This is a genomic window from Rheinheimera oceanensis, assembly GCF_018831085.1.
Taxonomy (GTDB): Bacteria; Pseudomonadota; Gammaproteobacteria; order Enterobacterales; family Alteromonadaceae; genus Alishewanella; species Alishewanella oceanensis.
The window spans coordinates 197,333-211,591 of record NZ_JAGPNM010000003.1; the positions used below are offsets into that span (position 1 = coordinate 197,333).

A 14,259-nucleotide genomic window follows, 5' to 3' on the forward strand; every position below is an offset into this window, starting at 1 on the left:
TTTACCACATTAAATCATCAGGAATTTTAAAGTCGGCGTAGGGGTCATCTTCATCCACCTGCTGTTGCTTCACATTCAGTACTATAATGCTGTCACTCTGGCGCTGTTTAATTTTTTCGGCAACCGCAGCAGGCACCAGATAATACTGCTCATCCTGCTTCGCTATGGCTAACAGGCCCCGGCTTAGTTCATCATGCAGTTTGTTATTCACATACAGCCGTTTAACCAGTTTACCATCGGTAAAGTTATAGGCTACTTCACCCTGCGCTTTAATAGTGTTGTTACTGATAAGCTGTTTTACCTGGGCTGCAATAGCTTTTTGCTGCAGTACAGCTTGTTTTTGCTGGTTTAGAACACGGTCGCGTTCTATCTGTTGCTGGCGTGTTTGCTCTGCCAAAACACTGGCTTCGTTAACTATTTTCTGCTTCTTGCCAGCCTGAACTTTCTGCTGGTGCTTCTCTTTTTTTACGGCTTTTAGCTTTTTGGCATCTGCCAGACCCGCTTTTAACAGTTGCTCTTTTAGTGCATTACTCATGGTGTACCCTGATATTCAATACTTTTTTGCGGTTGTCATAATGCGCTTATAGTAGCGCAAAGGTTGCCAGTTAAGAAATCAAACTAACTCAATTTGCCAGCTTCGGTTATCATATAGCGGTAATTTAAGGTTTAAGAGGTTCACTTTGCCATTTAATGATTTATCGCTCGATCCGCGGCTAATGCGTTCGGTACAGCACCTGGGCTTTGTTAAGCCAACTGAAATTCAGCAAGAGGCTATTCCTGCTGTGATGGTTGGCCGTGATTTAATCGTGTCATCGCAAACCGGCTCAGGTAAAACGCTGGCTTATTTATTGCCAATGATGCAGCGCCTGCTAAAAAGCCGGCCGTTGTCCAAGCGTGATGCACGGGCGCTAATACTGGCACCAACCCGGGAATTAGCCAGACAGGTATATGCACAACTGCGCTTGTTTGTATCTAATACACCGTTGACGTCAGCATTGATCGTCGGCGGGGAAAACTTTAACGATCAGGAAAAGCTGCTTAAACGCGAACCCAATATTATTGTTGCAACACCTGGCCGTTTTGTTGATCACCTTGAGCATAAATCAGTATTTATTAATGGCCTGGAAATGCTGATCCTCGACGAAGCTGATCGGATGCTGGATCTGGGCTTTATGCCGCAGTTGACGCAGATCAATAAGGCTGCAGATCATCGCTTACGTCAGACCTTATTGTTTTCTGCCACATTAGATCATGCCGAAGTTGATGAACTGACACTGGCATTGCTGAAAAATCCATATCGTGTTGCTGTTGGTGCGTCGCATCAACAACATCAGGATATCAGCCAGCGGTTTTTCCTGGCTGATCACCTGACACACAAAGAAGCATTGCTGCAGCATTTTTTACAGCAGGATGATATTAAGCAACTGATTATTTTTACGGCCACACGCGAAGATGCTGAGCGTCTGGCATTATTGTGTGAACAGCTTGGCCGCAGTGCAGTGGGGTTAAGCGGCAAGTTAAGCCAAAGCAGCCGTAATGCAGTAATGCAAGCCTTTGCTACCGGCAAGCACCAGGTGCTGGTTACCACTGATTTGGCTTCGCGTGGTCTGGACTTATTGCAGGTGTCGCACGTTATCAATTTCGATTTACCCAAACATGCGGAAGAATATGTACATCGTATTGGCCGTACCGGCCGTGCTGGCGCCAAGGGCCAGGCGATTTCATTGGTTGGGCCAAAAGATATTGCAGCACTGGAGCGAATTGAAACCTTTTTACGCCAGCCAACCACTTTTGCCGAAGTTGAAGGATTAGCTGCTAAGTTTGACGGTAAGCCCAAAGCCGCAAAAGCTGCAGTTAAAGCGGTAGCAGGTAAAAAAGCGCTGCCGGGGAAAGGCAAAACAAAAACTAAAGTGGCCAAGCAGGTAACAAAGAAAGCACCGCAGTTTTTTCAGGGTGGAGATGATGGTTCGGCTCCGGTAAGGCGTAAACAAAAATAAATTAACACTGATTATTTTTTCAGCACTATTGCTGCTACACTAAAATTGTTGCTGTTTAGTATGCTGACAACAACAGGGTTATCAGTAATGTGGCTCACGTTGCTGATACGGTCAAAGCAGAAAATATTTTCTGTGTGGCAGGCAAGGTTATTGACCCCTTATATGGCTTAACTGATAATGAGGGCGAAAATATATGCTAGTCAGCTGAGATGACCGGTTATATTTAAGTCGCCAGCGAGCTGGCAAATTTAGTTAAAGTAAGAGAGTGTTATGTCACAGTTAATTTCCGGTTCAGTTAAGTGGTTCAACGAAGAGAAAGGTTACGGTTTCCTGGAGCGTGATGGTGGTAAGGACGTTTTCGTTCACTTCCGTGCGATCAACGGTACCGGCCGCAAAACTTTAGTTGAAGGTCAGAAAGTTACTTTTGAAGTAACTGAAGGCCAAAAAGGCCCACAAGCTGAGAACGTAACTGTTATCGGGTAATTCCGGCCAGGCTTGCATAAAACCGGCTTTTGCCGGTTTTCTGTTATTTGCAAAACGCTAATGTTGATCTGGCTTAAAAAGGCAAAGCCAGTTGCTGTAAAGCCGCAGTTTTAAAACCTATTTGCAAACCTATTAATCTTACCCCTTGTTGTTGCCTGCGTTGCCAGGCTTCATCCAGTAGTGGCAGTAACTTATCAAGCTGCAGTGGCTGACCTTGTTTTTCTACGGTTGTCTGGCGAAAGTCGCTGAACTTCAATTTAATGCCTACTTTTTGAATCGGCGTTAGCCGTCCTGCTGCGGTGTTAGTGTAGTGCTCCAGCCGGCGCTGTAATTGCGGCAGTAACTGGCTCAGTGTTTCTACGCACTCGGTATATTGCAGTAAATCATGCTCAAGGGTGCGCTCTACCCCTAATGATTTTCGTTGCTCACGGCTACATACCGGCCGCTCGTCAATGCCCTGGCTGCGCTTTAGCAGGCTATCGGCCAGGCTGCCAAACTGTTTTACCAGTAACGGCAGTGGGGCAGTGGCAATGTCGGCGCAGTAGTTTAAACCCAGCTGACTTAAGCGCTCGGCTGTTTTGGCCCCCACACCTGGCAGACGTTTCAGCGGCAGTTGCTTAACAAAGCTGCTGACAGCATCGGGGGTTATAACATATAAACCATCGGGCTTATTTTCATCGCTGGCAATTTTTGCCAGAAATTTATTCGGTGCCACACCGGCAGAGGCGGTCAGGCCGGTTTCCATATAAATACTACGGCGGATATCTTCAGCAATGCGGGTGGCGCTGCCATTAAATAGCGGGCAATCGGTGACGTCCAGATAAGCTTCATCTAAAGACAATGGCTCTATGCTGTCGGTATAGCGGGCAAAAATAGCCCGGATTTGTCGGCTGGCGGCGCTGTATTTCTCCATATTACCGCTAAGCAAGGTTAAGTGAGGGCATAACTTTAACGCCTGGCCGGTTGGCATTGCCGAGCGTACACCATAAGCACGGGCCGGGTAGTTACAGGTAGATATTACGCCGCGGGCTTGTCTTGAACCGCCAACAGCAATAGGAATATGCTTCAGTGCCGGGTTGTCGCGCATTTCTACGGCAGCAAAAAAACAATCCATATCTATATGTATAATTTTGCGCATGCAAACACCAAGGCTGTTTTTATATACAGTATATTAGGCTGTGTTTTATATATTGTAAAGCTTGCAACACGGAGTTACCTGGTTAAACCTGTGTGGCATTTTTGTTTTGGATGTTTAGATGGCTAAATTGCGGGTGCATAAAGTCATATTTACAGGTAGAATGGCGGCCAATTTTATTAAGCCTGTTTTGATTCAACTGAATTTGATTGAAACTACGCGTGCAAGCCGCACCAGGAGAGAGCATGTTAAAGCGTGATATGAATATTGCCGATTTCGACCCACAATTATGGCAGGCGATAACCGATGAAAACGACCGTCAGGAAGCGCACATTGAGCTTATCGCATCAGAAAACTATGCCAGCCCAAGGGTACTGCAAGCGCAAGGCTCTCAGTTGACTAACAAATATGCCGAAGGCTACCCGCATAAACGCTACTACGGTGGTTGTGAATATGTTGATATAGCTGAAGATTTAGCTATTGCCCGCGCTAAAGAGCTGTTTGGTGCCGATTATGCTAACGTGCAGCCGCACTCTGGTTCACAAGCTAACTCTGCGGTATTTCTGGCGTTATTAAATGCTGGCGACACTATTTTAGGCATGAGTCTGGCACATGGTGGCCACTTAACTCATGGTGCTCATGTTAGCTCATCCGGCAAACTTTACAATGCTGTGCAATATGGTTTGCACCCTGAAACGGGTGTGATTGATTATGATCAGGCTGAAGCGCTGGCGCTGGCGCATAAACCAAAACTGATTATCGCCGGCTTCTCGGCCTATTCAGGTATTGTTGATTGGCAGCGTTTTCGTGATATCGCTGACAAAGTCGGTGCCTATCTGATGGTAGATATGGCCCACGTTGCTGGTTTAGTTGCGGCAGGCCTGTATCCTAACCCGGTTCCGGTAGCTGATGTGGTAACTACCACTACGCACAAAACGCTGGCTGGCCCGCGCGGTGGCTTAATTTTGGCACGTAAAAACGAAGAGATTGAGAAGAAACTGAATTCTGCGGTATTCCCGGGTGGCCAGGGCGGCCCGTTAATGCATGTTATTGCTGCTAAGGCTGTGGCCTTTAAAGAAGCTCTGCAGCCTGAATTTAAAGCTTACCAGCAGCAGGTATTAAAGAATGCTGTGGCTATGTGCGATGCGATGATGGCGCGCGGTTACAAGATTGTTTCCGGTGGTACGCAAAACCATTTGTTCCTGATGGATTTAATTGACAAGGATATTACCGGCAAAGAGGCCGATGCCTGGTTAGGCCAGGCGCACATTACGGTGAATAAAAACTCGGTACCTAATGATCCGCGCTCGCCGTTTGTGACCTCTGGTTTGCGCATCGGTACGCCGGCGATTACCCGTCGTGGCTTTAACGAGACAGAAGCCCGTACAGTGGCAAACTTTATTTGCGATGTGCTGGACAGCCGTGGCGATGCCGGGGTGATTGATAAAGTGCGTAGTCAGGTATCTGAGCTGTGCAGCCGTTTCCCGGTTTATGCCTAAACGCTGATTAAGTGCTATGATGGCCGCTGTTGCGGCCATTTCTTTATCTGGCCCTTTCTTTTTGGTTTTTGACAGCTTAGCAGGGTTTCTATCATGTACTGTCCGTTTTGTAATGCAGACGATACCAAAGTCATTGACTCACGCCTGGTGGCCGACGGCCATCAGGTGCGCCGCCGCCGTGAATGCCTGGCTTGCCATGAGCGCTTTACCACCTTTGAGTCAGCCGAACTGGTGATGCCGCGCATTATTAAACGCGACGGCTCGCGCGAGCCCTTTAACGAAGACAAATTACGTAGTGGCTTGCTGCGCTCACTGGAAAAACGGCCGGTATCCACCGAGCAGATTGAACAGCTAATCAATAAAATTAAATCTCAATTGCGCGCCACCGGTGAACGTGAAGTGGGTAGCCAACTGCTGGGTAATCTTATTATGGATGAGCTGGTAAAAGTCGATAAAGTCGCTTATGTGCGTTTTGCTTCGGTGTACCGCTCGTTCAAAGATATCCGTGAATTTGGCGAAGAAATTGCCCGCTTAGGGGAGAAAGCCTGATGTTTAGCGCCGCTGATGTAACTTTTATGGCGCAGGCCATCCGTCTGGCAGAGCTTGGCCGTTATACCACTAGCCCAAACCCGAATGTGGGTGCGGTGCTGGTGCAAAACGGTGTAGTTGTGGGCTCCGGCTACCATAAGCAAGCCGGTGGGCCCCATGCCGAAGTGTTTGCTTTGCGTGAAGCCGGCAGCGCAGCAAAAGGCTCAACCTGTTATGTCACGTTAGAGCCTTGCAGCCATTATGGCCGTACACCGCCTTGTGCTGAAGCCTTGATTGCAGCGGGTGTTGCCCGCGTGGTAATGGCAATGCAAGACCCAAATCCGCAGGTAGCCGGGCGCGGTGTCGCCATGTTGCGCTCTGCCGGTATTGTTGTCGACGTGGGGTTACTGGAGGCTCAGGCGCGGGCTTTAAACCCGGGCTTTTTAAGCCGGATGGAGCGCAAGCGCCCTTATGTGCAGCTAAAACTGGCTGCCAGTTTAGACGGGCGCACCGCGCTGGCTAACGGCGACAGCAAATGGTTAACCGGCGCTGCTGCCCGCGCCGATGTGCAGCATTACCGTGCACAAAGCTGCGCTATTTTATCTACCGCCACCACAGTGCTTGCTGACAATGCCCGGTTGAATTTACGTGCGGAACAACTATTGCAAAGTGTGACGGCACTGGAAAATGGCGAACTGCGCCAGCCCAAGCGGGTGATCCTCGACAGAAACGGTACACTGGATCATAAGCTGGCACTATTTAATGACGGCGGTGAAGTATTACTGTGTGTCAGCAAGGTTGAAAACTCCCGGCAACTGCCCAATATCGCCAGACAAATTCATTGCCCTTTAGATAGCAATGCGCAATTTGATTTAGTGGCGCTGCTGGAGCATTTAGCGCTGCGCGAGAATGTTAATACCTTATGGGTAGAAGCTGGGGCCACGCTGGCAGGCACCTTGTTGCAGTTAGATCTGGTAGATGAATTAATCGTCTATCTTGCACCAAAACTATTAGGTAATTCTGCTCAGCCGCTGGCAGTGCTGCCACAGTTTACTGCTCTGGCTCAGGTGCCTGAGCTAAGCTGGACAGACATACGTATGGTGGGGGCCGATATCCGCCTTACTGCCACTTTAAATCATGCTGCAAAAGGCTAACGGGATAACCTATGTTTACAGGTATTATTGAAGCCACAGGCCAGCTTAGCGCGATACAACAACGCGGTGCTGATATCACGGTAACTATACACAGCCAGAACCTGGACTTTTGTGACGTAAAGTTGGGCGACAGCATTGCCAGCAACGGCGTATGTTTAACGGTAACCAGACTGGATAAGTACAGCTTTGATGCTGATGTGTCATCAGAAACACTGGCGCATACCTTGTTCGGCCAGTATAAAACCGGGCAACAAATTAACCTAGAAAAAGCGATGTTGCCCACCACCCGCATGGGCGGGCATTTAGTCAGCGGCCATGTTGATGGTGTCAGCCGCGTAACAAAAATTGAAGCCAGCGGCCGCGCCCGGCATATCTGGCTTACGTTGCCTAAAGCACTGGCGCATTATATTGCCGCTAAAGGTTCAGTTACTGTTGATGGGGTTAGTCTCACGGTAAATGAGCTGAGCAATGATGCATTCAGGCTTACTATAGTGCCACATACGGCAGAGCAAACTACCATTTCCCAGCTTAAAGTGGGTTCTAAGGTACACCTTGAGGTAGATTTAATTGCCCGTTACCTGGAACGTTTACTCAGTAAAGACAATGGCAGCGCCAATAGCGGTGTCAGTATGGCGCTGTTGGCTCAGCGTGGTTTTTTATAAATAAGGTTTGTTATGCAACTGAATACTCCTGCTGAAATTATTGAAGACATCCGTCAGGGTAAAATGGTCGTGCTGATGGACGATGAAGATCGCGAAAATGAAGGCGATCTGTTGATGGCGGCAGAATATGTTACGCCCGAAGCGATTAATTTTATGGCTACCCATGGCCGCGGTTTAATTTGCTTAACGCTGACGAAAAAACGCTGCACTCAGTTAGCGTTACCTTTAATGGTAGATGCGAATAAATCACCGTTTTCTACTAACTTTACCGTGTCAATTGAGGCAGCAGAGGGCGTTACCACCGGTATTTCTGCAGCAGATCGGGCCCGCACGGTAAAAGCGGCAGTCGCGCGCGATGCCAGACCCAGCGATATAGTACAGCCGGGGCATATTTTCCCGCTGATGGCACAAGATGGTGGCGTGCTGGTGCGTGCCGGCCACACTGAGGCCGGTTGTGATCTGGCCCGTTTAGCCGGGCTTGAACCTGCTGCAGTAATTGTTGAAGTGCTGAATGATGACGGCACTATGGCGCGGCGGCCTGATTTGGAGCTGTTCGCGCAAAAACACGGTATTAAAATTGGCACCATTGCCGATTTAATTGAATATCGCAACCTTAATGAAACCACTATAGAACAGGTAGCCAGTTGCCAGCTACCCACCGAAGTGGGTGAATTTAAGCTGGTAACCTTTAAAGATACCATCGACAACCAGATCCATTTTGCTTTGGTAAAAGGCGAAATCAGTGCTGATGAGCCTACTTTGGTGCGGGTGCATTTACATGACACTTTCAGCGATTTGTTAATGGCTGACCGGGCAGCTAACCGCAGTTTTCCATTGCATACCGCCATGGCGCGGATTGCCAAAGACGGCGGCGTGCTGGTGTTGCTTGGCAAGCATGAATCTACCGAACAGCTTATCCGTACTGTACAAGCGTTTGAAGCTGAAGATAAAGGTGAAAAGCCACGCAGCGCACCCTGGAAAGGCACTTCCCGTAATGTAGGGGTGGGGTCGCAAATTCTGGCCAGTTTGGGCGTGAAGAAAATGCGTTTACTCAGCCAGCCGAAAAAATACCATGCCTTGTCTGGTTTTGGTCTGGAAGTAGTGGATTACGTTAGCGAATAACCCGGTTATTCGCTTGCAAAGAAAGCCTATAGCCAATGGATTTCAAGATGCACCTAGGCGGCAAGCGAGTGAATCCCCATGAGCTTAGCTGTACTAAGTGATTGGGGTGAGCGAGCGCAGCCAACAACGGGGCATCTTGAAAGACGAAGGGTATGAGCCTGTGTTACAAAGACTATGCCGGTTTAGGCAGTGTTGTGCTATTATGCACGGCTAATTTTCAGCGGTCAGATTTTAAGGGCAACTTATGCAGGTTATTGAAGCAGGGTTTTCTGCCAACGGTAAGAAGTTTGCGTTAGTGGTAGCGCGGTTTAACAGCTTTATTGTTGAGAGCTTATTGAGCGGTGCAACCGACACATTACAGCGTATTGGTAACGTGGCAGAGCAGGATATCACTGTGATCCGGGTGCCGGGAGCCTTTGAATTACCGCTGGCAGTACAGCGGGTTGCCGCCAGTAAAAAATATGACGGTATTATTGCGCTGGGTGCAGTTATCCGCGGTGGCACGCCACATTTTGAATATGTATCCGGTGAATGTACCAAAGGTATTGCCCAGGTAATGATGCAACATGACATTCCGGTTGCTTTTGGTGTACTAACGGTAGACAGCATTGAGCAGGCCATTGAGCGTGCAGGTACCAAAGCGGGCAATAAAGGTAGCGAAGCTGCTATGTCTACGCTGGAAATGGTTAACCTGCTGGCCAAGCTGTAACAGGAAGAGACACATACATGAAACCTAATGCCCGTCGTCAGTCACGGTCACTTGCAGTGCAGGGAATTTACAGCTGGCATGTCAGCCAAAATCCTATTGCAGACATTGAGCAGCAATTACTGCTGGAAACTAACGTTAAACATATGGACGTTGGCTATTTTCAGGATCTGGTGCGCGGTGTGGTTAAAAACCATGCAGTACTGGATGAAGCATTAAAACCGTATTTAGACCGGCCGTTCGATGAAATTGATTTTGTTGAAAAAGCCATATTGCGGGTATCTGCTTACGAGCTTAAATATCGTCTTGATGTACCGTACAAGGTGATTATCAACGAAGCTATTGAGTTGGCTAAAGCGTTCGCCGCTGACGATAGCCACAAGTTTGTTAACGGCATTTTGGATAAAGCCGTACGCGTACTGCGTCCAAGTTAAAGGAGAGCCGACATTAGTCGGCTTCTTAGTTCTATGGGTGAATTCGAACTCATTTCCCGCTATTTTGCCAGTTGTGGCGCCAAGCGCGCTGACAGTGCCATCGGTGTTGGTGACGATGGTGCCGTGTTGCAGGTGCGTGATGGTTATGACTTAGTGGTAACCACTGATACCATGGTGGTAGGCACACACTTTTTTCCTGATGACGCCCCCCGGGCACTTGGCCACAAACTGGTAACGGTAAATGTCAGTGATTTAGCCGCCATGGGCGCCGAGCCCGCCTGGTTGTCTCTGGCGCTGACGTTACCGGCTGTAGATGAACCCTGGGTGGCAGCCTTTGCTGCGGGCTTGCATGAAACCGCCGAATATTATAATTGCCAGCTAATTGGTGGCGATACAACGCGTGGCCCGCTTAGCCTGACGATGATAGCCAAAGGCATAGTGCCGCGTGGTAAAGCGCTGACGCGTAGCGGCGCCAAAGTAGGCGATTATATTTATGTTACCGGCACTTTAGGGGACGCCGCATTAGGGCTGAAACTGTGTCAGGGCCTGCATGAGGTCAGCAAAAAACATCAAACCCATATTCTGCAACGTTTTCATTATCCGTCAGCCCGCGTTGCCCTTGGCCAGGCACTACGGAATATTGCCAGCAGTGCAATGGATTTATCTGATGGCCTGTATAGCGATATTCAACATATTATGAAGCGTTCTGCGGTAGGGGCCAGTATTGACGTTGCACGCTTGCCGTTGTCACAGGCGGTTAAAGACAGTTGTGACAGCGCAACTGCCATACAGCTGGCGTTATCAGGCGGTGAAGATTATGAACTGCTGTTTACTGTACCAGAAGCCCGGCGGGGGTCACTTGATGTATTGCTGTCACCTTACGGTATTGGCGTTAGCTGTATCGGCCGCATTACCGGGGCCGCCGGTAAGCTGGAACTGAAACAGGGTGAGCAACCGTTCAACTACCAGCATAATGGTTTTAAGCACTTCGCATGAGCACTGCACAGTTTAACCTGAAAAAATGGTATCAGTTTCTTGCACTTGGCTTTGGCAGTGGTCTGTCACCCAAAGCCCCCGGTACTTTTGGTACTTTAGCTGCTGTGCCGCTGGTTATATTGTTGCTGTGGGCCGGTAACATCTATTTGCTGGCCTTTGTTATCGCCGGTAGTGTACTTGGTGTGTACTTATGTGGCCAGACAGCACGGGACATTGGCGAGCATGATCATGGCGCTATTGTCTGGGATGAAATTATCGGTTATAGCATTACCATGTTATGGGCGCCATTGCATTGGCAAACATTACTGCTGGGTTTTGTATTATTCCGCTTGTTTGATATTGTAAAACCATGGCCAATAAGTTGGTTCGATAAAAATGTACATGACGGAACTGGCATTATGCTGGACGATATTGTCGCCGGTATTGCTGCGCTGTTGTCATTACAACTGTTATTACCGTTTTTACCTTTGGGTTAATTAAAAAGTAGAAAGAGAACGCACCAATGAAAAATGCCTTACTGTTGCTTTTATTGTGGTGTCCTCTTTTCTCACATGCGTACAATCAGCCTTCGGTGTATGACTTTGATATTAAACACTGGAACAGTGCTGATGGTTTATCCAGCAATTCAGTGCGTTCTGTCAGCCAGGATTCGCAGGGCTTTATCTGGGTAGCTACCTTGTATGGCCTGAACCGCTTTGATGGTGTGCAGTTTGAACACTTTACCAAAGAAAGCCACCGCCACCTGGCCAGCAATAGTGTTACCCGCCTGTTACATGACAGCCAGGGCTACATGTGGGTGGGTACTAAGTCTGGCCTGTCTGGCTTTAACCCTTTAACACTACAGTTTGAACGCTACCAGATATTATCTGAAGTTACTGCCATTATTGAAGTTCGCCCCGGTGAAATTTGGGTAGCGGCTGATCATCTGTTTCGTATTCACAACGGCAGGGTCAGCAGGGTGCAACAAGTTCTTTCACAGGTAAGCCAGTTAGAACTGGTAGACGAACATATCTGGATCATGGGTTCAGAGCAACTGTACCGCATGGATCTGGATGGTAATATGAAAAGCTATACCTTACCGGCCGAGCTTATTCAGACACCTGTGTATGATTTGTACTGGACCGAAAAAGGCTTACATATTGCCGGTGAGTCTGGTTTTTATCATCTGGATGCCGACTCAGGCCTGGTGCAAAAATGCCAGTTGCCGGATCAAAACAGCGCAGCGGTATATAAGCTGCTGCGTGATAGCCGCGGCAATAGCTGGATATCAGCCCACCGTAAACTGTTTCACAAACATGCTGGTCAGCCATGGCAACATATTACCGGTGATGAATTGGGGAGCTACCCCTGGTTCAGTGATATTTTTGAAGACCGTGACAACAATATCTGGCTTGCCAGTTTCAGCGACGGTTTGTACCGTGCCGCAGTAGGAAATATTCGCCGGGTAGTGCCATTTCAGCCTGACGCAGTGGTGCGCAGTGTAGCTGTTACGCCTTCAGACACCTTGCTGGTGGCTGGGCAGTCGGATATTGGCGAGTTAATGGCTGATGGCCAGTATCACAGCCTGGTTAACACTGAACAGCTTGGTAGTGGCACCGTACATGATATTTACTGGCCGGATGCTAACCATATGTGGCTGGCTACTGACAATGGTGTACTGGCGTATCAGCGCGATACCAAGCAGTTTAAGGCGCAGTTTGATAGCTTAAAAGGTTTTACTGTAAGAGTGTTGCAAGCAGATATTCATGGCGGTTTGTGGATTGGCGGAGTGATGGGGTTGGTGCACTACCAGCACAACAAGCTGACACCTTTTGCGTTAAACACTGAGCTGGAGTCCCGCCATATTACAGTGTTACAGCAAACAAACGAACAACTGGTATTTGGTACTACCCGCGGTTTATATCTGTATGAACAACAGCGTCTGAGCCGGCTGGGCGTGGGAACTGCATTATATAACAGCTACATTACTGCCTTACAATTGCTGCCGGGTGGGCACTTGCTGGCCAGTACACTGGATGACGGCATTTTTATTCGTCGCACTGACAACAGCTGGTATCAGTTACATTCGGCTAACGGGTTGCCACACAGCCCGGTGGTCAGTATGACATACGATGCCGCTACAGATTATATTTGGATCAGCAGTCACAAAGGCATTTTCCGGCTGCAGGCAGCGGACCTTGACCAGCCCGGCAACCTGGATAACCTGCCAATACAAGATGTGCTGGGGCCGTATGACCGCCAGTTGGGTACTGTACCGGGGCGCTGCTGCAATGGGGCTGGCCATGCTAAGGTAGCGTTCTGGCAGCAACAGTATTGGTATCCGACATTAAAGGGGCTGGTAGCGGTACCGGCAGAGCTTAACCGTAACGCCGATAAACCTGTGCAACCGGTAATTAAGCTGGTGCAGGGCCAACAAAGTTATGTTGTTGCCGCCGAGCAGCCGCGTGTTGTACTGGAGCTGGATGATCGCAATATCAGTATCAAATACTCTGCGCTTGAATTTATCAAACCGGCGGCTTTACAGTTTCGCTATCAGTTAAAAGGCTTTGAACAACACTGGCACGACGCCGCAGATCGGCGTGAGGCGGTTTATACTAATCTGGAGCCGGGCCGGTTTGTATTTCGTGTGCAAACCCGGTTGGAGAATGAACCCTGGGCCACCGCACAAACGCAAGAACTGGAGCTTGTTGTCCCCAAGCGTTTTGATGAAACCCTGGTATACCGTGGCTTATGGCTGGTGCTGTTTTTGTTTTGTCTGTACGGCCTGATTTGGCTACTGCGACGTAATACCGTACACCAGCAACAACAACTGGAACGCCTGGTAAAACAGCGCACACAGGAGCTGGAAAACAGTAACCTGAAGTTGAATGAGCTAAATGAGCAGCTGGCATTATTAACACACAAAGACAGTTTAACCGGCTTGCGTAACCGGCGCTTTATGTTTGAACAGTTGCCAAAAGACATAGAACATTTTCAGCGTAACCGTGAGTCAATGCAAACGCAGGGTAAATGCGTGGCGTTAATTCATCTGGACTTAGATAATTTTAAGCAGGTTAATGATCAGTTTGGTAACAGCGCAGGTGACAGCTGTATTCAGCAGGTAGCCGGCTTGCTGATCCGCGAAACGCGTGGCTCAGATTATGTTGTACGTTTTGCCGGAGAAGAGTTTGTGCTGGTATTGCGGGATATACCGCTTGAGCTGGTGGCGCAGTTTAGTTACCGGCTGAACGAGCTGGTAGCTAAAACGGTATTTAATTTACCTGACGGGCATCGTACCCGGTTAACCTGCTCGGTGGGTTATGCTGTGTATCCGTTAGAATTGCTTGGCGGCCAGCTGATTAACTGGGAAGTATCGTTACAACTGGCTGAAATGGCGCTATACCATGTTAAACATGCCGGCAAAAATGGCGTAGCCACTATTACATTTGATCAGCAGGTAGACGCTTTTGAATTTGAGGATTCATCTCATGTCGAAGCACAGGTAGAGCGTTTGCTATCTGCCGGGCTGGCACATTTTGACCTGAAAAACAGCCGCTGATGACA

Annotated in this window: 14 protein-coding genes; 12 read left to right on the plus strand and 2 right to left on the minus strand. The window is 48.7% G+C overall.

Features of this window, described 5'->3' with window-relative positions; all coding sequences use genetic code 11:
* Position 1 precedes the first annotated feature (1 nt).
* A complete protein-coding gene (locus J3B89_RS09040) occupies positions 2–535 on the minus strand; it encodes a DUF2058 domain-containing protein (RefSeq protein ID WP_215397213.1) in 534 nt (177 codons plus the stop codon).
* A 145-nt stretch (positions 536–680) separates the two neighbouring features.
* On the opposite strand from J3B89_RS09040, the gene J3B89_RS09045 reads away from it, so the two are divergent.
* Both J3B89_RS09045 and J3B89_RS09050 read left to right on the plus strand, forming a co-directional pair.
* Positions 681–1,997 carry a DEAD/DEAH box helicase gene (locus J3B89_RS09045; RefSeq protein ID WP_215397214.1) on the plus strand — a complete coding sequence of 439 codons (1,317 nt, stop codon included), beginning with the start codon at positions 681–683 and terminating at the stop codon, positions 1,995–1,997.
* Positions 1,998–2,267: 270 nt separating this feature from the next.
* Complete coding sequence (locus tag J3B89_RS09050) at positions 2,268–2,480, plus strand: cold-shock protein (RefSeq protein WP_068230058.1); 213 nt, start codon at positions 2,268–2,270, stop codon at positions 2,478–2,480.
* Between the two features lie 73 nt (positions 2,481–2,553).
* Here J3B89_RS09050 and dinB read toward each other — a convergent pair whose 3' ends face one another.
* Positions 2,554–3,618 (minus strand): DNA polymerase IV, encoded by a 1,065-nt coding sequence (gene dinB, locus J3B89_RS09055; RefSeq protein ID WP_215397215.1) that lies wholly within the window; start codon positions 3,616–3,618, stop codon positions 2,554–2,556.
* 242 nt (positions 3,619–3,860) lie between these two features.
* Between dinB and glyA the strand changes: the two genes are divergently transcribed.
* From glyA to J3B89_RS09105, 10 genes are all read left to right on the plus strand, one after another.
* Positions 3,861–5,114: a serine hydroxymethyltransferase gene (gene glyA, locus J3B89_RS09060; RefSeq protein ID WP_215397216.1), complete on the plus strand. Its 1,254-nt coding sequence runs from the start codon at positions 3,861–3,863 to the stop codon at positions 5,112–5,114.
* Between the two features lie 93 nt (positions 5,115–5,207).
* Complete coding sequence (nrdR, locus tag J3B89_RS09065; RefSeq protein ID WP_068231240.1) at positions 5,208–5,663, plus strand: transcriptional regulator NrdR; 456 nt, start codon at positions 5,208–5,210, stop codon at positions 5,661–5,663.
* The gene (ribD, locus tag J3B89_RS09070; protein WP_215397217.1) at positions 5,663–6,796 is read left to right on the plus strand and encodes a bifunctional diaminohydroxyphosphoribosylaminopyrimidine deaminase/5-amino-6-(5-phosphoribosylamino)uracil reductase RibD; all 1,134 of its coding nucleotides are present in this window, start codon (positions 5,663–5,665) and stop codon (positions 6,794–6,796) included. Before nrdR ends, ribD begins: the two co-directional genes overlap by 1 nt.
* An 11-nt stretch (positions 6,797–6,807) precedes the next feature.
* Positions 6,808–7,458: a riboflavin synthase gene (locus J3B89_RS09075; RefSeq protein ID WP_215397218.1), complete on the plus strand. Its 651-nt coding sequence runs from the start codon at positions 6,808–6,810 to the stop codon at positions 7,456–7,458.
* 12 nt (positions 7,459–7,470) lie between these two features.
* Positions 7,471–8,580 carry a bifunctional 3,4-dihydroxy-2-butanone-4-phosphate synthase/GTP cyclohydrolase II gene (gene ribBA, locus J3B89_RS09080; protein WP_215397219.1) on the plus strand — a complete coding sequence of 370 codons (1,110 nt, stop codon included), beginning with the start codon at positions 7,471–7,473 and terminating at the stop codon, positions 8,578–8,580.
* Positions 8,581–8,824: 244 nt separating this feature from the next.
* On the plus strand, positions 8,825–9,289 hold the full coding sequence (gene ribH, locus J3B89_RS09085) for a 6,7-dimethyl-8-ribityllumazine synthase (protein WP_068230076.1): 465 nt from the start codon (positions 8,825–8,827) through the stop codon (positions 9,287–9,289).
* A 17-nt stretch (positions 9,290–9,306) separates the two neighbouring features.
* A complete protein-coding gene (gene nusB, locus J3B89_RS09090) occupies positions 9,307–9,720 on the plus strand; it encodes a transcription antitermination factor NusB (RefSeq protein WP_215397220.1) in 414 nt (137 codons plus the stop codon).
* 33 nt (positions 9,721–9,753) lie between these two features.
* Entirely contained in the window at positions 9,754–10,716 is a 963-nt protein-coding gene (thiL, locus tag J3B89_RS09095) for a thiamine-phosphate kinase (protein ID WP_215397221.1), read from the plus strand.
* Positions 10,713–11,192 (plus strand): phosphatidylglycerophosphatase A family protein, encoded by a 480-nt coding sequence (locus J3B89_RS09100; RefSeq protein WP_215397222.1) that lies wholly within the window; start codon positions 10,713–10,715, stop codon positions 11,190–11,192. Before thiL ends, J3B89_RS09100 begins: the two co-directional genes overlap by 4 nt.
* A gap of 26 nt (positions 11,193–11,218) precedes the next feature.
* The gene (locus tag J3B89_RS09105) at positions 11,219–14,254 is read left to right on the plus strand and encodes a ligand-binding sensor domain-containing protein (RefSeq protein WP_215397223.1); all 3,036 of its coding nucleotides are present in this window, start codon (positions 11,219–11,221) and stop codon (positions 14,252–14,254) included.
* The last annotated feature ends 5 nt before the right edge of the window (positions 14,255–14,259 follow it).

What these genes read in the sequence shown, in the direction of transcription:
- ribBA (WP_215397219.1), top strand. Translation starts at nt 7,471, where the DNA reads ATGCAACTGAATACTCCTGCTGAAATTATTGAAGACATCCGTCAGGGT.
- glyA (WP_215397216.1), top strand. Translation starts at nt 3,861, where the DNA reads ATGTTAAAGCGTGATATGAATATTGCCGATTTCGACCCACAATTATGG.
- nusB (WP_215397220.1), top strand. Translation starts at nt 9,307, where the DNA reads ATGAAACCTAATGCCCGTCGTCAGTCACGGTCACTTGCAGTGCAGGGA.
- J3B89_RS09100 (WP_215397222.1), top strand. Translation starts at nt 10,713, where the DNA reads ATGAGCACTGCACAGTTTAACCTGAAAAAATGGTATCAGTTTCTTGCA.
- J3B89_RS09105 (WP_215397223.1), top strand. Translation starts at nt 11,219, where the DNA reads ATGAAAAATGCCTTACTGTTGCTTTTATTGTGGTGTCCTCTTTTCTCA.
- J3B89_RS09050 (WP_068230058.1), top strand. Translation starts at nt 2,268, where the DNA reads ATGTCACAGTTAATTTCCGGTTCAGTTAAGTGGTTCAACGAAGAGAAA.
- J3B89_RS09040 (WP_215397213.1), bottom strand. Translation starts at nt 535, where the DNA reads ATGAGTAATGCACTAAAAGAGCAACTGTTAAAAGCGGGTCTGGCAGAT.
- ribH (WP_068230076.1), top strand. Translation starts at nt 8,825, where the DNA reads ATGCAGGTTATTGAAGCAGGGTTTTCTGCCAACGGTAAGAAGTTTGCG.
- J3B89_RS09075 (WP_215397218.1), top strand. Translation starts at nt 6,808, where the DNA reads ATGTTTACAGGTATTATTGAAGCCACAGGCCAGCTTAGCGCGATACAA.
- ribD (WP_215397217.1), top strand. Translation starts at nt 5,663, where the DNA reads ATGTTTAGCGCCGCTGATGTAACTTTTATGGCGCAGGCCATCCGTCTG.
- nrdR (WP_068231240.1), top strand. Translation starts at nt 5,208, where the DNA reads ATGTACTGTCCGTTTTGTAATGCAGACGATACCAAAGTCATTGACTCA.
- dinB (WP_215397215.1), bottom strand. Translation starts at nt 3,618, where the DNA reads ATGCGCAAAATTATACATATAGATATGGATTGTTTTTTTGCTGCCGTA.
- thiL (WP_215397221.1), top strand. Translation starts at nt 9,754, where the DNA reads ATGGGTGAATTCGAACTCATTTCCCGCTATTTTGCCAGTTGTGGCGCC.